The sequence below is a fragment of the Clostridium beijerinckii genome, assembly GCF_018223745.1.
GTDB classification, from domain to species: domain Bacteria; phylum Bacillota; class Clostridia; order Clostridiales; family Clostridiaceae; genus Clostridium; species Clostridium beijerinckii.
The window spans coordinates 1,906,471-1,925,352 of the sequence record NZ_CP073653.1; the positions used below are offsets into that span (position 1 = coordinate 1,906,471).

Here is an 18,882-nt window from a genome sequence, read left to right on the forward strand (position 1 = left end):
TATTGCTTTACATAATTAATGTGGTTAAAAGCAAATAAATATGACAGATGAATTTTAGGAGGTATAAATTTATGGCACGTTTTACTTTACCTAGGGACTTATATCATGGAGAAGGGGCGCTTGAAGTACTTAAAACTTTAAAAGGCAAAAAAGCTTTTGTAGTTGTTGGTGGAGGATCAATGAAAAGATTTGGTTTTCTTAAACAAGTTGAAGATTATTTAACAGAAGCAGGAATGGAAGTAGAGCTATTTGAAGGAGTAGAACCAGATCCATCAGTAGAAACAGTAATGAAGGGTGCCGAAGCAATGAGAAACTTCGAACCTGATTGGATAGTTGCTATGGGTGGAGGATCGCCAATAGATGCTGCAAAAGCTATGTGGATATTCTATGAATACCCAGAATTTACTTTTGAACAAGCGGTTGTTCCATTTGGTTTACCAGAGCTTAGACAAAAAGCTAAATTTGTAGCTATTCCATCAACAAGTGGTACAGCTACAGAAGTTACAGCATTCTCAGTTATAACAAATTACACAGAAAAGATTAAATATCCTTTAGCTGACTTTAACATAACTCCAGATATAGCAATAGTTGATCCAGTATTAGCTCAAACCATGCCAAAAACATTAACAGCTCATACTGGAATGGATGCACTAACTCATGCTATAGAAGCATATACTGCATCGCTTAGATCAAACTTTTCTGATCCTTTAGCAATTAAAGCATTGCAGATGGTACAAGAAAATTTACTCAAGTCTTTTGAAGGAGACAAGGAAGCTAGAAACTTAATGCATGAAGCTCAATGTTTAGCAGGAATGGCATTTTCTAATGCATTACTTGGAATAGTTCATTCAATGGCTCATAAGGTTGGTGCTGTATTCCATATTCCTCATGGATGTGCGAATGCTATATTCTTACCATATGTAATACAATATAATAGAACTAAATGCGAAGATAGATATGCTGATATTGCTAGAGCATTAAAATTAGAAGGAAATACAGATTCAGAATTAACTGATTCATTAATTGGAATGATTAATAAAATGAATAGTGATTTAAATATTCCTCATTCAATGAAAGAATATGGGGTTACAGAGGATGATTTTAAGGCAAATCTTTCATTTATTGCTCATAATGCAGTGTTAGATGCATGTACAGGATCAAATCCTAGAGAAATAGATGATGCTACAATGGAAAAATTATTTGAATGCACATATTATGGGACAAAGGTTGAACTATAGTACTTAGATGTATAAATTTAATAACATAAGAATAAAATAATATAATTGTATAAATCAATGTTTTTGATTTTCATAATAAAAAGCTCTCTTTTGAGGGCTTTTTTATTATGAAAAAATTATGGGAAAATTATAATATTTATTGTTATTTTTTATTTAAATGATAAAATTACTTTAATATTAAGAAAATAATAATTGCTATGAGATGAATGAAAGTCACATAATGTAATTTGGTGTAATAAATAAAAGAGTGTGATTAACTGTTTTTAGTAAATATTATAGTAGTTTGCAGTTAACATTACAAAAGGCCGGTTCAAACTTTACAGTTTTAATTGGTCTATTATTATATTTGGGTAGGAGTAAATATTAAATAATTAAAAGATTAAACGATTAAATTAAGTTTTCAATGCTTAAAGGGGGATAAAATATGATTAATAATTTAAAAGTTAAACAGAAGATTTTCTTATTTTCGGGGATAATGATTTTACTGATTATTTTTATGGGGGGAATTGGATATTATTATAATTTACAATCAAATTATAATGTAACATCTATGTATAAAGATAGATTGCTTCCTGTACAGTGGTTAAATGATAATAGAAACCAATCAAGGGCAATAGAGGCAGATACATATAATATTATTTTGAATGTAAAAGATACTGAAGAACAAAATAAGAAATTAAATGATATTAAAGATAGAGTAAAGGCATATGATAATAACTGGCAGGCTTATAAAGGGAATGAGGTTGATCAATTCGAATTAGAAATTATACCTTTAGTTGAGAATGATCTTAAAGAATATAGAGCAGCAAGAGATGAAATTATAAAGTTAGCCATGGATGGGAAGCAAGAAGAGGCTTTAGAAAAATATAAATCAATAACAGGGAAAGTAGATGAATTTCAAAAAAACTTAAAGACTTTGGCGATATATAATGCTGATAAAGCACAAGAAATAAATGTTCAAAATAACAATAGTTTTAGTTATTCTAGAAAGATTTTTATAATACTAGGTTTTTTATCAGTAGTGATAGCAGCTACTTTATCAGTTATTATATCTAAAACAATTGCTAACCCATTGAAATTATCAGTAGAGTGCATTAGAGTTTTAGCTAAGAGAGATTTTACAGTATCAGTTCCTGAACTGCTTTTAAAACGAAAAGATGAAATTGGAGATCTAGCTAATTCAATATTTTTAATGAAAAATGATATTAGTATTTTAGTAAAGGAGATAATGGAAAAGGTTTTGTGGTAGTAGCAGAAGAAGTTAGGAAGTTAGCGGAAGAGGCATCTCAGGCTGTTACTATTATAAAAGATACAATAGTAAAAGTACAAGCTGCGTTTAGAAATTTTTCTGATAATAACGTAGAAGTATTAGATTTTATAAAAGAAGATGTAAATTCTAAATTTGAGGATATGAAGAATATGGGGAATCAATATTATGATGATGCAGAATTTGTAGCAAATATGTCAGAGGAACTTACAGCAACAATTCATGAAATAACTAATGCAGTACAAAATACAGCTGAAATTGCACAGAAATCATCTGAAAACGCTGAAACAATAAAAGATAGTGTAAGCGAAACAACAATTGAGATAGAGCAGCAGGCTCTGCTAGCAGAAAAGTTAAATGAAGTGGTGAACAAATTTAAGATATAAGTAATTATATATAAGTAGATCTCTTTAAAATTATAGTATTTAAAGAAAAAAAGATAGCATTTTCAAGATGAGGTGCTATCTTTTTTTGTGAATTATTTTTTATTTAATGAGAAATCTTCCTCGCATAAATATATTGGTATAAGTTCATAGGTAAATCTCTAATAATAATATTTATTTAAAATGTATATAATTTGTGATTGGAATGTAACAAAACTGTGACAATTATTTTCTAGAATGTAAATATAGATTTAAAAGAGTTTATAACTCAACATTTAATTTATAAAAGATATTTGAGGTGATAAATATGAATGATAAAACAGTTTATTCTGTTATAGTACCTTTATATAATGAGGAACTTGTTATAAATCAAAGTTATAAAAGACTTAAAGAAGTTATGGATTCTACAACTGAAAGTTACGAAATTGTATTTGTGAATGATGGAAGTAAAGATAGAACAAGAGAAATAACAGAAGAAATATGTAGCAGAGATGAGAATATAAAACTCATTAATTTTTCAAGAAATTTTGGTCACCAAGCGGCTATAACTGCAGGTATGGATCTAGCATTAGGAGATGCAATTATTGTAATAGATGCTGATCTCCAAGATCCACCAGAAGTAATGCTTAAAATGATTGAAAAATGGAAAGAAGGTTATGAAGTTGTCTATGGAAAGAGAGTAAAGAGAGAAGGTGAAACCTTTTTTAAAAAATTTACGGCAAGAGTTTATTATAGATTATTAAGAAGTATGACAACAGTTGACGTTCCAGTAGATGCAGGAGATTTCAGGCTTATAGATAGGAAGGTGTGTAATACACTAATAGCTTTACCTGAAAGGAACAGATATGTAAGAGGGCTTGTAAGTTGGGTTGGCTATAAGCAAACTTATGTTGAGTTTATAAGACAGGAAAGATTTGCAGGAGAAACTAAATATCCTTTAAAAAAGATGCTTAAGTTGGCATGTGATGGTATAACAGCACTATCATATAAACCACTTATTATTGCGGGCCATTTTGGGATTCTAGCTTTGCTGGTTGGAATGATTTTAATGTTTGTTGATATTATGAAAGCTATAATTAATAAAAGCAGCTTGTTGAATTTTACTATGATGATAGGAATTAACATGATGATGTTTGGAGTAGTTTTAGGTTGTATTGGGATAATGGGTCAGTATATTGGAAGAATATTCGATGAAAGCAAAGGTAGACCAATTTATATAATTTCTAGTACAACAAATTATAATAGATCAAGTAAAAAATATAATATTATTGATCTAGATAAAAAGACTTTATAGAGGGGGAACGAATTTGAAGAAACTAAAATTAACTAAAGAGAATATAAGTATATCTTTAATTTTAATATTATCTGCGGTATTGAATTTTGCTAATATAGGAATTGAAGGATATGGTAATAGCTACTATGCTGCTGGAGTAAAGAGCATGACTATGAATCTTAAAAATTTCCTTTTTGTATCCTTTGATCCAGGGAGTTTTGTTACAATTGATAAACCGCCAATGGGATTTTGGATACAGGCCTTATTTGCTAAGATACTTGGATTTAACGGATGGAGTATATTGTTACCACAAGCATTAGCTGGAGTAATTTCAGTTTATCTTATATATTTTATAGTGAAAAGATCTTTTGGAAGTGCCGCTGGACTTATTTCAGGATTATGTCTCTCAGTAACTCCAGTTTTTGTAGCAGCAAGTAGAAACAATACAATAGATAACTTGCTTGTTCTAACACTGCTCTTTGCATGTTTAGCTCTTACACTAGCCGCTGAAAAAGGAAAAGCTAAATATCTTTATCTAAGTTTAATACTTGTCGGAATTGGTTTTAATATAAAAATGCTGGAAGCATATATGATTGGGCCAGCAATTTATATAACATATCTTCTTTCTTCATCTATAACATTAAAAAAGAGAATAGTTCATATTGTTATAGGCACATTTGTTCTTATGTCAGTATCATTATCTTGGGCTTTAATTGTAGATTTAGTTCCAGCACAAAATAGACCTTATATTGGTAGTAGTACAGATAATAGTGTTATGGAACTTATAGTTGGTCACAATGGATTAGAAAGACTTGGAATTGGCAGTAAATCAAATAAAGGATTTAATGCTAGCAATAATAAAAAAGATGATAGACAAATTCAAAATAATACTGAAGTAATTAATGATCAGAATCAACAAGTGAATAAAGAAAATTACAATGGAAGCACTAATAGAATGGTAAGTGGAGCAGAAAATAGAGATGGACAAGGTGACGGAAGTATGCAGAAAGCACCTAATGAAGGAATGCCAGGAGGCCTAGGAGGACAAGGTGGACTTCAAGGTACCTTTGGAGGACAGACAAAAGCAGGAATAGCAAGATTATTTTCTAAAAATAGTTTATCTGATCAAATAATTTGGTTTTTACCACTTGCGTTGTTAGGTTTTGTAGCTGGTGCTATAAAAGAAAAACTAAGATTAAAGTTAGATAATAAAAGAAAAATATCACTAGCATTATGGATTTTATGGTTGGTACCTGAATTCATATATTTCAGTTACACAACAGGTTTATTCCATCCATATTATTTAACAATGATGGCACCTCCGGCTGCAGCATTAGCTGGAATAGGAATAGTAACAATGTGGAAACTATATAATGAAAAAAAATGGGCGTCATGGTTATTACCAATATCATTAATTATAGAAGGTCTTGTTAATATGATGATGTTATCTTATTTTTCAAATAATCTATCAGATAGTATAAGAAAAATAATTTTAATAGCCTTGTTATTGTGTTTTTTAACTTCATCAATATTAGCAATATTAAATTTATTGAGCTTTATTAGAAGAAAAAATAATACTAATTTAAGTGATAATAAGGACATACATTTGAAAAAAATATTGCTAGGAATTTCTATAGTCAGTATTTTAACTGTACCATTTATTGGATCAAGTGCAGCAATTACTCATAGTGTAAATAGTACTATTCCTACTGCTGGATTGGAACTTCTTTCAAACAGTGAAAGAGGCGGAGCAAGTTTTGGTAAGGAAAGAAGTGACAATGGTAAAAATTCGAAGTTACTTGATTTCTTAAAAAGTAATATAACAACTGAAAAATATTCACTTGTCGTACCATCATCACAAAGCGCTGATAGTATAATAATCCAAACTGGTGAATCAGTAATGGCACTTGGTGGATTTTCAGGATCTGATAAGATTCTTTCTTTAGATGAATTTAAAGAGATGGTTAAGAATGGAGAAGTGAGATATGTACTTACTGGTGGCATGGGCAGAGGCGAAAGTAGTGAAATTCTAAAATGGGTTGCTGAAAATGGAACATTAGTTCCGGAAAGTCAATATAAGGATGTTGTATCAGGTAATGAACCAAATATTAAAGACAGTAACGATATAAAAAATAATTCAAAAGATGACAATCAGAATGTAAATTCAATAAGTCAGAATATGGGAGGCCTAGGAGGAAATAATCAGGAACAATTATATGATTTAAAGGATGAAGCAAATATTTTAAAATAAGTTTTTTACAATAAAAAGGGCATGTATTAGTGCAAGTTATTAAGATTTAGCTGCATAAAGACTAAAGAGTTTAACTATTTAGTAGTTTTAGAACTAATTCTTATAGTTTAATATTTGCAAGAACAAGCCCTTTTTTAGTAGAATAAATTCTTAAAATTTTAAAGAAAATGATTAATATATATTCCAATAATAAATCTAAAATTAAAATTCTCGCAAAGCAAATAATCGATTAAGGCTAGAATATAGAAACTTAATTGCAACATATATTTATATATTGTGAAAGGAAACAATAGTGATGAATGAAGTAAACTTTAAGAAGTATATATTTAGAATAGGTTTGATTTTTATATTATTAGTATCAATGTTTTCTAGTATTTATGCGGTAAGAAACTATAAAAGTATTAATGTTATGGAACAAAGTGGTGGATTAAAAAAAATATTAAATATAAGAGATGGCGAAAATTTACCAGATAATATACCTTCATTAAACAATAGTGGATCTAATTTAGAAAATAATGAGATAAAAAGTGATAATAGCCAATATGGTCCGAATGGAATAGGTTCACGAAATGCTGATTCTATTGAGAAAGGAATGAATGATAAATCACAGCAAGATGGAAATGTAGGGATAAATGGGGGTCGTGATACTAAATTTGGATCTAATAGTAAACAAAGAGGAAACAATAAAAATGCTAAGCAAGGGGAGGTAAATGGCAATATTCAAAGAGGGGGAGTGGATGATAGATATCTTTTAAGTATCACTATATATTCAGTATTATTTTTAATTGGATCATGTAGCGCTTACTGTTTAATTAAACGAAAAAATATAAAATTTAATTATAAAGATGAAAAATTCATGATAATTATATTAATATTTACAGGAATTTTTCTGAGAATCTCAGCTTCTACACTTGTAAATGGACATAATGATATTAATTTATTTAAAAATTGGGCAGAAACTGCGGCAAATGGTTTTTCACAATTTTATGCTAATGCTAGACAAGCCGATTATCCACCTGTATATATATACATATTAGGTTGCATAGGAAGAATTGCAAATATACAAGTGTTTAATTCGTATTATATATTATTACTTAAAATTCCATCTATAATAGCAGATGTTGCGACAGCTTATTTTATATATAGAATTGGGAAAAGGTTTTTAAATATAGTAACTAGTATTTTTTTAGCTATATTTTACATCTTTAATCCAGTAATTTTTATAGATTCCACATTTTGGGGACAAGTTGATTCTTTATTTACATTACTTATTGTTATTTCGATATATCTGTTATATGAAAAAAAATATGTATTTTCATCAGTACTGTTTGCATTATCTGTACTTATGAAACCACAGGGAATTATATTTCTTCCAGTACTTTTTTTTGAATTAGTTAGACAAAGAAAAATTAGAAATTTTATATATGCTGCAGTTTCAGCAGTAGCAACTATAATTGTAATTATAATTCCTTTTTCATTAAACGAACAAAGTCCAATTTGGATTTTTAATCTTTACTTAAAGACAATATCAGAATATCCATATGCTTCTGTAAATGCGTTCAATTTTTTTGGTTTAGTGGGAGCAAATTATAAAAATGGTAATACTACATTTTTTATATTTAGCTATCATACAATTGGAATTATGTTTATAATTCTAACAACTTTAATTGGATGGATTTTATATATAAAAGGGAATGATAGAAAGTATATTTCGGCAGTGTCCTTACTTCAAATTGCAGGAATATTTACGTTTTCGGTTGGAATGCACGAAAGATATTTATTTCCAGCGGTAGCATTATCAATTTTAGCATTTATATATTCAAAAGACAGGAGATTTTTTATAATGGCTATCGGGTTTAGTATTACTAGCTATATCAACATATCCACGGTTTTATTCAAAACAAACACATCAGTTTTTGAGGTTTTATTGAAAGTAACTTCATTATTTAATGTAATATTAGTTTTATATTTAGTAAAAGTTATTATAGATAACACTGTTAAAAAATTTTCTTTAAAAATTGATAATAAGGAGAGTGAATTGTTATGAACGTAAGAAAAGCTGTAATACCTGCAGCTGGCCTTGGAACTAGGTTTTTGCCAGCAACTAAAGCTCAACCAAAAGAAATGTTACCTATAGTAGATAAACCTACTATCCAATATATAGTAGAAGAAGCCGTTGAATCTGGCATTGAGGAAATACTTATAATAACAGGGAGAAATAAACGGGCTATAGAAGATCATTTTGATAAATCTGTAGAGCTTGAAGATGAGCTTGAGAACAGTAAAAAAGACGAGTTGCTTAAGATGGTACAAAGTATATCTAATATGGTAGATATTTACTATACACGTCAAAAAGAGCCCAAAGGACTTGGAGATGCAATAAGTCATGCTAAAAATTTTGTTGGAAATGAACCTTTTGCAGTAATGCTTGGTGATGATATAGTTGATAATGAAGTTCCATGCTTAAAACAATTGATAAATTGCTACGATAAATATAAGACTTCAGTATTAGGAGTTCAAGAAATCTCAGAATGTAATATAACGAAATATGGAATAATAAAAGGGATAGAGATTGATGAAGGACTTTATAAGGTTAGTGATATGGTGGAAAAGCCTAAAATTGAAGAGGCACCATCTAACATAGCTATTTTAGGTAGATATATAATAACGCCAGATATATTTGATATACTTGAGAGTACCAAACCAGGAAAATCAGGAGAAATTCAATTGACAGATGCGCTAAAAGAATTAACAAGACAAGAAGCAGTATATGCTTATTGTTTTGAAGGAAAAAGGTATGATGTTGGTGATAAGTTAGGATACCTTCAAGCTAATATAGAATTTACTTTAAAACGCGACGATTTAAGGGATGATTTTATAACTTACTTGTCAGATTTAAGAGACAGAAGTGCTAATCTAGATTTGATTCATTAAAACGTAATACATTGTCTATATGATGCAAACTTTATATAATTTTCTCCGTTTGTATAAAAGCATTTTATAAATAAATGAATATATCAATAGTTAGGAAAAACAAATTTATAGTATGAGTATAGTTAATTAATGTTGGGTATATTAGTAACGTAAGATAAAAAGTAATAAAAGTAGGAGAAATATGAGTAGTTCAACTATGACTATTGCGACTAAAAAAAAGTTAGAACATAAGGATCAGAATGCTATAATAACGAATTCAACATCTGAAACTATTATTGTATATGGACCAAGAAGAGAAACAGATGGAGGAAACTATGATAATTCGTGGTATGTTCTCCACTCAGGAGAAACTATTCCTAGTGATTGGCAATGTGACGGAATTTTTATTCCTAAGGATAGAAAATTTATGCAAATGAGCGATGAAACTATACAGGGTCCAGTAGCTGTAAAGTTTGGAAGCTTGATGCCAGTTACAATAATACAGGATGGAGAAGTATATATAGAAAAAGGTAGTCACAATGAAGGAGTATTTCATAAATCTGAAATAGATTGGGATGTACCAGACTTTGATGCGGAGTATTGCCAAAATATAAGCATGGCAGCATATCAAATCCAACCCAATAAGCGGTTTTAAATCTTTCTTAAAAACAAAAATCCATGGATTACTTTTTAGTAATACGTGGATTTTTTAAATAAACATTAGATAATATAAAATTAATATTTAAAGTCTTGCAAAAAACAAATATTTGCGAATCATTAATATAAATATATAAGGGCAAAGGAGTGAAAAAAATGTCAAAAGCTTTATTTGTAAATATGTTAGGTCACGGACATGTTAATCCAACTATAGGAATAGTTAGGGAGCTCATAAATAGAGGAGAAGATGTTACATATATAGCAGGAGAAGAGTTTAGAGATAAAATAGAAAAAACAGGTGCTAAGTTTATTGGGCATAAAAATTTATTTGATTTATCTAGTTTAATTACGAGTAGTTTAAATTTAGAAACTAATGAAAAACTATTGAATGCCCTTAATACTTTTAAAGAAATAATCGAAGAGATCTTCAAATTAGATAAAAAATTTGATTATATTATTTACGATTCTTCGTTTGTATTAGGTGAAGAAGTGGGAAGAGTATTAAATATACCAACAATTTCTTCTAGTAGCATTTTTGCAATAAATGAAAAAATAATAAAAAGTTTGTTAGATCTACCAATCTCACAAGAATTTAAGTTAAAGATGGAAGGAGCTAAACCAAAGATTAAAGAAATTCTAAGCAGTCATAATTATGTGGACTTTGTAAATGAATTACAAGAGAAGTATAATATAAAGTTTCCTAGTATGGTAGATAGATCTGGAAAGAAAGGAATGCTTAATATTGTATATACATCTAAGTACTTTCAACCATATAGCGAAAGTTTTGATGAAAGTTATAAATTTATTGGGTCATCAGTAATAGATAGAAAAGAAAGTATCGACTTTGATTTATCAAATAATGAGGATAAGAAGGTAATTTATATATCGCTAGGAACTATATTCAATAATTCTATTGAATTCTATGAGTGTTGCTTTAAAGCTTTTTGCAATATGAATGTAAAAGTTATTATGTCTGTAGGCAGAAAAATTGATATAAGCATATTTAAAAATATCCCATCAAACTTTATAGTTCGTAACTATGTACCACAATTAGAAGTATTAAAATATGCAGATGTATTTATCACTCATGGTGGTATGAATAGTACAAATGAAGGTTTATACTTTAACATACCGTTAATTTTAATACCTCAATCGGTTGATCAACCTTTTGTGGCTAATAGGGTGGCTGAACTTGGCGCAGGAATTGTCATAGAAAAAAATAGAGTTACACCGGAAGTACTAAATAAATGTGTAGCTGAAATACTATCAGATGATAACTTTAAGATTAACAGTGAGAAGATAGGTGAATCCTTAAGGGAATCAGGAGGATATAAAGTTGGAGTTGATGAAATAATAAAGCTAAAAGATTCTATGAAATAGTATTTAGCTATTGATAAGCCAAATTTAATTAGCTTAGATTTATTGTATATAAACATAAGGTGCTAGAATATCGCAAATTCATTTGAATTATGCGATATTTATTTTAAAAATTTATAATTTATATGGAAGAAATTCGCATCAAATGAAATATAATATTATAATTTATGATAGTATATTTATTATAATATTTCAAAAAGAAATAAAGCTATATATAATTGATTATCAACTTTATATTAATTAAATAGGAGATGCAATATGGAATTAAGAGATATATACAATAATAAAGGATATAAAACTGGAGTAAGAAAAGAACGGTCCGAAAAGTTAGAAGATGGTGAATATTATTTAGCAACTGAAGTGTGGATAATTAATAACAGCAGCAAAATATTAATTCAACAAAGGTCAAGTAACAAGGATGTACTTCCTAATATGTGGGGGCTAACTACAGGATGTATGGTTAGTGGAGAGAACACAGCGGAAGGGGCTTTAAGAGAAGTTAAGGAAGAGATTGGATTATCTATTGAAAAAGATGAATTAAATTTTATTCGTAGAATATTTCGCGAAAATTCTATTTGGGATATATATTTTGTATATAAGAATGTTGAATTATCGAAATTAATCCTTCAAAAGGAAGAGGTTAGTAACGTGAAATTTGTATCTATAGAAGAATTTAATAATATGCTTTTATCTGGAGAATTATTTGAATATCCAGAAATTTATGATATGCTATCGCTAGTTAAGGATAAAGTTAGTGAATATTAGAGACAGTTAGTTATATTAAATAAGACAAGAAAATTTATAATGCATATCTTAATATTTGTTTATTTTAAGATATAAGAATGATCTGTGACATGTTTGTAACAAAAATTAGCTACAATAAGAATGATTGATATTTTTGTGGAGGGATATAATGAAGGGGAAAAGGATATTAGTTGTTGATGATGAACCATTAATAAGAAAACTCGTAACAGATTTTTTAAAAAAACAAGGATATGTAACAATTGAGGCTGATGATGGAAAGAAAGCTATGAATTTGTTTTCTAGTGAGGAAAATATAGATTTAATAATTCTTGATGTAATGCTGCCAGAATATGATGGGTTTACTGTATGCAGAGAGATAAGAAAGAAATCTAAAGTTCCGATTATTATGCTAACTGCAAGAGGTGAGGAATTTGATGAAGTTTTTGGATTAGATATTGGAGCTGATGAATATATATCAAAACCTTTTAGTCCTAATATACTAATCGCGAGAGTTAATGCTGTTCTGAGAAGGGCAAATTCAGAAGATAAAGGTAAAGAACTCAAAGATTTTAATGGATTGACAATAGACCATAGTGCTCATCAAGTAGTTATAGATGGAGAAGTTGTTGATTTAAGTCCTAAGGAATATGAACTATTGATTTATCTTTCTGAAAATTATGGAAAAGCATTAAGTAGAGAACAAATATTAGATAAGGTATGGGGATACGATTATTATGGAGATTTAAGGACAGTGGATACACATATAAATAGATTAAGAATAAAGTTAGATAGAAAAAGTGATTATATACAAACAGTACGTGGTTACGGCTATAGATTTGAGGAATAGGTATGAGTAAGTCAGTAAGATCAAAACTTTTTTTATCTATAACTTTATTGCTAGTTTTTTTTATCTCTGCTTTATGGGTATTAAATAACTTATATCTTCAGCAATACTATATTAAGAATAAAGAAAATATGCTTGAAAATAATGCAAAGCATTTAGTTGATATGTACACCGGAGATCCAAATGACATTCAAGATGAATTGGATAGGACCGCTAATATAGTAGGTGGTAGTATTGATATTAGAGATAAAGATGGTAAGCTAATATATAAATCTTCAAGACGACTGCCAAATGAAAAAAATATAGTTGATAATATGGGAAATAAATTTAAACCTAATATGGAGCCACCACCAGATTCTGATGTTCAAAATGATAAGATTAACAATACATATAGTGAGGGCAAGTATACATTTGAAAATAGAAGAGATGTTCAACTTAAAATAGACTTTCTAACTCTTGTAACCAAAATAAGTAATGGTGACATCCTTGCTATAAGAGTTCCATTAGTCTCAATAAGTGAAAGTGTTGATATTGCAAATAGATTTATATTAATTATTGGAGGAGTAATTATACTTTTAGGGAGCTTATGGGCATTTTGGTTTTCAAAAAGATTTACAAAACCAATACTAGAATTAAACAGCATAGCGCAGAATATGTCTAAATTCAATTTTAGTAAAAAATGCAGCATAAATGGAAAAGATGAAATCGGGCAGCTTGGACAAAGCGTTAATTATCTATCTGGAGAGCTAAGTCGGGCAATTACGGAATTGAATATAAAGAATAAGAAATTAGAAGAAGATATAGAGAAGGAAAGAAAAATAGATGAAATGAGAAAAGAATTTATCTCAAGTGTTTCTCATGAGTTAAGAACTCCGCTATCAGTAATACAAGGCTATGCGGAAGGTCTTGTAAGCAATGTTACAGAAAGCGATGAAGATAGGAAATTTTACTGTGATGTTATTATGAATGAAACTGATAAAATGAACAAATTAGTAAGAGATTTATTAAACTTATCACAAATTGAATCTGGTTATTTTCATATAGAAAAAACAGAATTTAATTTAGTATCACTAATAGAATATGTACTTAATAGATATAAATCAACTTTCGAAGAAAAAAGCATAGAAATCAGATTTGAACCCGGAGAAAGCGTGATTGTATATGGAGATATGACTCGTATAGAGCAAATACTTACAAACTACATTAATAATGCAATTAATCATGTAGACAATAATAAGATTATTGGGATAACTAAGATTAGTGTTAAAGATAAAATAAGAATAAATGTATTTAATACAGGAAAGCATATACCAGATGAATATTTGGATAAGATATGGAATAGTTTTTATAAAGTAGATAAAGCTAGGACAAGATCTTATGGGGGTTATGGCTTAGGCTTATCTATAGTAAAGGCAATAGCAGATCTTCATAGTAATGCTTATGGAGTGGAAAACACTGAAGGTGGAGTTAACTTTTGGTTTGAAATTGATAAGATAGATTTAAATTCGGCAGAAAATTAAAAATAAAAATACAAAGGGAGTTGTGGATATCAGATTAAAATCTGTTAGCGGCAGCTCCCTAATTTATATATAAGTTTTCAATAAGATAATTTATTCATTATAAAATTATTTAGTTTATATAGATTAATAGCCTAAGATAAGTTTCAATGAACTAAATTTTTTAGAAAATACATATTATAAACTATTTTTAATTTTTATTTTGTTCGAAATACCAATGCTTGTACCAGTTAAAACACCACATAACATAGAGTAAACAATTGTAGGAATTTCAATCACATAAATACCAATAGCGGCAATAAATAATAAAGAAATCGCTAAAAAGAGTATACAAATAGATTGTTTCCATTTTTGTTGAACTTTAATTTTTGAATTTATTATATCTGTAAATTTGTATTTTTCATCGAACTTTAAATAGATAGCTTGACTCAGTATTAGTAAGAATACCATAGGCAATAATTTATAAAGTAAATCTATCATATTATTTTATCATCCTCCACGAAAATAATTTAGTTATTTAGGTATTTAAGCTCTAATAATAGATATTTTTATACCTAATTATAATATGGGAGAAATAAATAGACAAATAGTTCTTTATTACATTAGAGTAATTATATTCTTTTATAAGTGTATTCTACTAGAGAATAGTTATTATCCTTAATATTTACTTATACGCTGAGAGACAATAATGATAAAGAAATAAGTGAAAATTGAGCTTAAATGTTTATAAAATAAGGAAAAATGTTTTAAAAAAACAAATTTAATAAACCAAAAGTTATGATATAATTATTGTAAAATTATTACAATAATTATATCATAAGAAGCTAAAGGACAACTCAATTTCTTTATAAATAATTTCTATAAATTATTTACGATTAAGAAGTGTCTGGTTCCATACTCTTAGAATATTGGAATGATTTAAAATATGCATAGCTAAAAGGAAAACAATAATGAATAAAAGGAGGAATACAATGGGGAAGGTGTTGGGAAATAGATATAATAATAAATTAACAAGATTTATTCTAAGTTGCATTGCAATAACAGCAGTATTTTTTACAAATTTTATAGTTGCTAAAGCTACGCAAGAAAATAGTCTTTATGAAATAGGTTCAAATAACATGGATAAGATGAAGGAACAACATAAATTTATTATTGATGCACCTATAAAATTTTATAATGACATAGAAAGAGTGGAGCAGGTATCGGACTTTAGATTTAAAATTCCAGATTTTTTTCCAGATGGCTACAAAGTTCAAGAGCTTCAATTAAAAAGGATTTCTGATAAAGATAACGTTTTAGAAATAGTTTACGGAAATAAAGATGGAATATATTCGTTACAAATATCGGAACAAGATCCTTCAGAATCATTAAAAGTGATAGAAAATGGGAAATCTAAGGCATTAGAAAATTCTCAGGTGGAAATCTCCAAGCAACCAATGAAAGTAGGAGATATAAACGGATTAAGTGTTATTTTAACAACCACATTTCCGGTAAAAAAAGCTATGGAAAACCAATTAAGTGAAATAAAAGCTGTTAATAATTATTTTTCATGGAAAGATGATGGATTATGGTATAGTGTGGAATATAAATCGGAGTCTAAAAGCGAAAAGAGTAGTAATAACTCATTAGAACTTTCAAGTGATGATATAAAAAATATAGTGAAATCGTTAAAATATCCTGAGGACACAAAAGATTCAAATTATTGTATAAAGAATCTTAATGATGGAAATATAGAAATGAACATTTATGATAGAGAAGATATAGAAGAAGCAAAAAATGCTCTCGGATTTGATCCTAAATTTCCAATTAGAATTAGTAATGATATAAGTATAACTAACTCCACTGCTAGGTTAGTTGGAGATTTGAATAATAACAAAGAAAAAACATGCTATGAAATAAATAATCTTTATTCAAACAAAAATGGTTCGATAACATTTAGTCAGTCTGTGAATTCATCAGTTTATGATGAAATAATGAGAAATAAGTATATTAAAATTAATGAAGAAAGAAACGTAGAGAAGAAAGTTGAAGAATTAAGAATTGAAAATAATCAAGTATTTAAACGTTCACAAGAAGGTATCGTGCCTCAGGTTAATTATATCTGGAAAGAAAATAACATATATTATAGTGTAATATTTTTTGTGAATATTGAAAATTGTGATGGAATTGTTAAAGAATTTATGAATTCAAAGCCACTAGAATAGAGTTATTTAAATAGAATATTGATAAATATATTATGTTAAGAAGACTTTTATAAAAATAGTAGGGAATATAACAGACAGACCCTACTATTTTTTTATTCACAGATTAATTAGCGTCAATTATAGAGGGAGTACTCCAAATTTTATTTATAAAGTTAGTACTAATTTTAAAGTAGATTGTAGGATATTCTCCATAGTATATATAACCATTCCTTAATATCGTAAAAGGAATATTTTTACTACCATCTTTTAAATCCAAAAATATCTTTTTACATTTATCATTATTTTTATAATCATCTAAAGAATTCTCTATATTTTCTGGTAGATATGGAGTTGAATTGTCTAGTTCTCGAACAAAAGAATTAAGAAAACTAAGATCACTAGCTGTATAAAAGTTCTCTTTTTCACTATTCGAATTACTAAATGTTTGAATTTGAACTCTGGCATTCACGATATTTCCCGGGAGATTAAGTTTTCCGAAAAAGTCATTGCCAGTAGTTATTGTAATTCCATTAAGGCACTCATAAATTTCGGGGGAATTTGTCCCATCACTTAAAGTTACATTAGTCATTATTCTAAAATCCTCATCATATCCGTTTACAGCATATACATCAGTAGTGCCTATATTAGAAATGATATTTTTAGAATAGGTATTCATAGGATTAATCTCATTTAATGCACCCATTGTAGTACCGATTTTTCTTCCTAAAATATTTTTTGAGCTTTTTGAATCTATCGATATAGGGGATTTGAGATATACATTTCCATTGTAAATAATTAACGGAACCATTTTTGTGGATTTGGTTTTTTCTTGAATATTTGGTATTTGGAATTTTGGAATGTATACTGCATTCGAACTAAAACTTCTCAAGGTTGAATTAAGGGACAAAGCCCCGTTCTTGTTAGAATTATCATTAGTAGTGTTTGAAGTCGTTGCATATTGTGATGAATTTATATCGTTTGAAGGTGTTAAATTATTATCATCAGAATTTTGTGAAACTGATGCTATATTTTTATTAGTGTTAGTATTTCCTGAAGGTGTCTCTTTAGAATATTTAACTTTATTATTACTACTATTATTATTATTGTTATACTTATTGTTAGTACTTGGCGAATTATCATGAGAATTTGAACTATTTTTTATACCAGCAGAGTTTTCAGCTTTTACATTTGATTTACTATTATCAATAGCATGGTTATCATTTTTGTTAGAAACAGGAGAAGAAATTGAATTATCATTAGTGAATTTATCTACTTCATCTTTTGAGACATACGTCGTATTTCCTGCATCTATATTTTCTGGTTTATATGTATTGTTTATAATTAGCTTAAAACTAGCAGTGCCTAAAAATATTAATAATACAGCAGCAACTTTTAATCCAAATGGATAATAATTTACAGTTGTTTTTTTCCCTAATTGTGAAGTATTATTTAGCAATTCCATTTTTAGCTTGTCTTTAAATTCTTCACTTGCTTTTATTTTGGAAAAAGAGCTCTTAATTTTATTCATATTCAAAATCCTCCTTTAGTATAGATTTTAGCAATTTTCGTCCTCTGCTAAGTTGTGAACCTACAGTAGATTCCTTTATGTTTAAAATATTAGAAATTTCAGAAATACTATAATTCTCATAATAATATAAAAAAACGATACTTCTATATTTTACTGGCAGGCTAAGTACTGCTTGGATTACATCAGTATCCTCCTGAGTTGTATCAACAAAATCATCTTCTAATGATGTAGTATTTTTAAAATAAGAAGACTTTAATTTATCTTTACTTAAGTTTATAGCAACTCTAATTAACCAGGATTTCTCATGTGTTCCGTTCTTAAAATCTGGTCGTTTTTCAAGTAGTTTTATAAAAACCTCTTGGGTTATGTCTTCGGCATCACTTAAATTTTTCATATATGAATACGAAATTCGAATCAGCATATCGGAATACGTTTCTATTAAGTAATGAATGTAACCTTTGTTATTGTCCAACTCATCCATTTGATTTTTACCCCCTCCAATACTTAATACGATTTATAACAACAAAATTTTGCAAACGACAATAATTTTCTTAGTTTATGATGAATTTCAATCTATTAGAATAAGTATATAAGAGTAATAATTGTATATAGAATACTTTAAAAGATATTAATAATTTAATCAATCAAAATTCGAAAAATAATATTTTAATATATGTCTGTCATTAAACTAAATAACATATAATATA

The 18,882-nt window shown here is 28.2% G+C and carries 16 protein-coding genes; 13 read left to right on the top strand and 3 right to left on the bottom strand.

Annotation, left to right across the window (positions count from 1 at the left end; translation table 11 throughout):
- Positions 1-71 precede the first annotated feature (71 nt).
- From KEC93_RS08775 to KEC93_RS08825, 12 genes are all read left to right on the top strand, one after another.
- On the top strand, positions 72-1,238 hold the full coding sequence (locus KEC93_RS08775) for an iron-containing alcohol dehydrogenase (RefSeq protein WP_077868095.1): 1,167 nt from the start codon (positions 72-74) through the stop codon (positions 1,236-1,238).
- A gap of 424 nt (positions 1,239-1,662) precedes the next feature.
- Positions 1,663-2,487 carry an MCP four helix bundle domain-containing protein gene (locus tag KEC93_RS08780; protein WP_238892779.1) on the top strand — a complete coding sequence of 275 codons (825 nt, stop codon included), beginning with the start codon at positions 1,663-1,665 and terminating at the stop codon, positions 2,485-2,487.
- A complete protein-coding gene (locus KEC93_RS26460; protein ID WP_238892780.1) occupies positions 2,481-2,891 on the top strand; it encodes a methyl-accepting chemotaxis protein in 411 nt (136 codons plus the stop codon). The genes KEC93_RS08780 and KEC93_RS26460 overlap by 7 nt, the downstream gene beginning before the upstream one ends.
- 304 nt (positions 2,892-3,195) lie before the next feature.
- The gene (locus KEC93_RS08785; RefSeq protein ID WP_077868096.1) at positions 3,196-4,182 is read left to right on the top strand and encodes a glycosyltransferase family 2 protein; all 987 of its coding nucleotides are present in this window, start codon (positions 3,196-3,198) and stop codon (positions 4,180-4,182) included.
- Positions 4,183-4,195: 13 nt separating this feature from the next.
- The gene (locus KEC93_RS08790) at positions 4,196-6,412 is read left to right on the top strand and encodes a glycosyltransferase family 39 protein (RefSeq protein WP_077868097.1); all 2,217 of its coding nucleotides are present in this window, start codon (positions 4,196-4,198) and stop codon (positions 6,410-6,412) included.
- Between the two features lie 295 nt (positions 6,413-6,707).
- Complete coding sequence (locus KEC93_RS08795) at positions 6,708-8,459, top strand: glycosyltransferase 87 family protein (protein WP_077868098.1); 1,752 nt, start codon at positions 6,708-6,710, stop codon at positions 8,457-8,459.
- Entirely contained in the window at positions 8,456-9,346 is an 891-nt protein-coding gene (gene galU, locus KEC93_RS08800; protein WP_039770524.1) for a UTP--glucose-1-phosphate uridylyltransferase GalU, read from the top strand. The genes KEC93_RS08795 and galU overlap by 4 nt, the downstream gene beginning before the upstream one ends.
- A 181-nt stretch (positions 9,347-9,527) precedes the next feature.
- Entirely contained in the window at positions 9,528-9,980 is a 453-nt protein-coding gene (locus tag KEC93_RS08805) for a hypothetical protein (RefSeq protein ID WP_011969052.1), read from the top strand.
- Positions 9,981-10,138: 158 nt separating this feature from the next.
- A complete protein-coding gene (locus KEC93_RS08810) occupies positions 10,139-11,362 on the top strand; it encodes a macrolide family glycosyltransferase (protein WP_077868099.1) in 1,224 nt (407 codons plus the stop codon).
- A 255-nt stretch (positions 11,363-11,617) separates the two neighbouring features.
- Positions 11,618-12,124, top strand: coding sequence for an NUDIX hydrolase (locus tag KEC93_RS08815; RefSeq protein WP_041895770.1), 507 nt, complete (start codon positions 11,618-11,620; stop codon positions 12,122-12,124).
- Positions 12,125-12,272: 148 nt separating this feature from the next.
- A complete protein-coding gene (locus KEC93_RS08820) occupies positions 12,273-12,950 on the top strand; it encodes a response regulator (protein ID WP_017208924.1) in 678 nt (225 codons plus the stop codon).
- Between the two features lie 2 nt (positions 12,951-12,952).
- Positions 12,953-14,467 carry a sensor histidine kinase gene (locus tag KEC93_RS08825; RefSeq protein ID WP_077868100.1) on the top strand — a complete coding sequence of 505 codons (1,515 nt, stop codon included), beginning with the start codon at positions 12,953-12,955 and terminating at the stop codon, positions 14,465-14,467.
- Between the two features lie 174 nt (positions 14,468-14,641).
- On the opposite strand, the gene KEC93_RS08830 is transcribed toward KEC93_RS08825, so the two are convergent.
- Positions 14,642-14,944: a hypothetical protein gene (locus KEC93_RS08830; protein ID WP_017208926.1), complete on the bottom strand. Its 303-nt coding sequence runs from the start codon at positions 14,942-14,944 to the stop codon at positions 14,642-14,644.
- Between the two features lie 491 nt (positions 14,945-15,435).
- Between KEC93_RS08830 and KEC93_RS08835 the strand changes: the two genes are divergently transcribed.
- The gene (locus tag KEC93_RS08835; RefSeq protein ID WP_077869465.1) at positions 15,436-16,668 is read left to right on the top strand and encodes a hypothetical protein; all 1,233 of its coding nucleotides are present in this window, start codon (positions 15,436-15,438) and stop codon (positions 16,666-16,668) included.
- 103 nt (positions 16,669-16,771) lie between these two features.
- On the opposite strand, the gene KEC93_RS08840 is transcribed toward KEC93_RS08835, so the two are convergent.
- Both KEC93_RS08840 and KEC93_RS08845 read right to left on the bottom strand, forming a co-directional pair.
- Complete coding sequence (locus tag KEC93_RS08840; RefSeq protein ID WP_077869464.1) at positions 16,772-18,175, bottom strand: hypothetical protein; 1,404 nt, start codon at positions 18,173-18,175, stop codon at positions 16,772-16,774.
- Complete coding sequence (locus KEC93_RS08845) at positions 18,168-18,656, bottom strand: RNA polymerase sigma factor (protein WP_011969060.1); 489 nt, start codon at positions 18,654-18,656, stop codon at positions 18,168-18,170. Before KEC93_RS08845 ends, KEC93_RS08840 begins: the two co-directional genes overlap by 8 nt.
- Positions 18,657-18,882: the final 226 nt, after the last annotated feature.

What these genes read in the sequence shown, in the direction of transcription:
- KEC93_RS08785 (WP_077868096.1), top strand. Translation starts at nt 3,196, where the DNA reads ATGAATGATAAAACAGTTTATTCTGTTATAGTACCTTTATATAATGAG.
- KEC93_RS08815 (WP_041895770.1), top strand. Translation starts at nt 11,618, where the DNA reads ATGGAATTAAGAGATATATACAATAATAAAGGATATAAAACTGGAGTA.
- KEC93_RS08840 (WP_077869464.1), bottom strand. Translation starts at nt 18,175, where the DNA reads ATGAATAAAATTAAGAGCTCTTTTTCCAAAATAAAAGCAAGTGAAGAA.
- KEC93_RS08825 (WP_077868100.1), top strand. Translation starts at nt 12,953, where the DNA reads ATGAGTAAGTCAGTAAGATCAAAACTTTTTTTATCTATAACTTTATTG.
- KEC93_RS08820 (WP_017208924.1), top strand. Translation starts at nt 12,273, where the DNA reads ATGAAGGGGAAAAGGATATTAGTTGTTGATGATGAACCATTAATAAGA.
- KEC93_RS08795 (WP_077868098.1), top strand. Translation starts at nt 6,708, where the DNA reads ATGAATGAAGTAAACTTTAAGAAGTATATATTTAGAATAGGTTTGATT.
- KEC93_RS08780 (WP_238892779.1), top strand. Translation starts at nt 1,663, where the DNA reads ATGATTAATAATTTAAAAGTTAAACAGAAGATTTTCTTATTTTCGGGG.
- KEC93_RS08805 (WP_011969052.1), top strand. Translation starts at nt 9,528, where the DNA reads ATGAGTAGTTCAACTATGACTATTGCGACTAAAAAAAAGTTAGAACAT.
- KEC93_RS08830 (WP_017208926.1), bottom strand. Translation starts at nt 14,944, where the DNA reads ATGATAGATTTACTTTATAAATTATTGCCTATGGTATTCTTACTAATA.
- KEC93_RS08810 (WP_077868099.1), top strand. Translation starts at nt 10,139, where the DNA reads ATGTCAAAAGCTTTATTTGTAAATATGTTAGGTCACGGACATGTTAAT.
- KEC93_RS08775 (WP_077868095.1), top strand. Translation starts at nt 72, where the DNA reads ATGGCACGTTTTACTTTACCTAGGGACTTATATCATGGAGAAGGGGCG.
- galU (WP_039770524.1), top strand. Translation starts at nt 8,456, where the DNA reads ATGAACGTAAGAAAAGCTGTAATACCTGCAGCTGGCCTTGGAACTAGG.
- KEC93_RS08835 (WP_077869465.1), top strand. Translation starts at nt 15,436, where the DNA reads ATGGGGAAGGTGTTGGGAAATAGATATAATAATAAATTAACAAGATTT.
- KEC93_RS08845 (WP_011969060.1), bottom strand. Translation starts at nt 18,656, where the DNA reads ATGGATGAGTTGGACAATAACAAAGGTTACATTCATTACTTAATAGAA.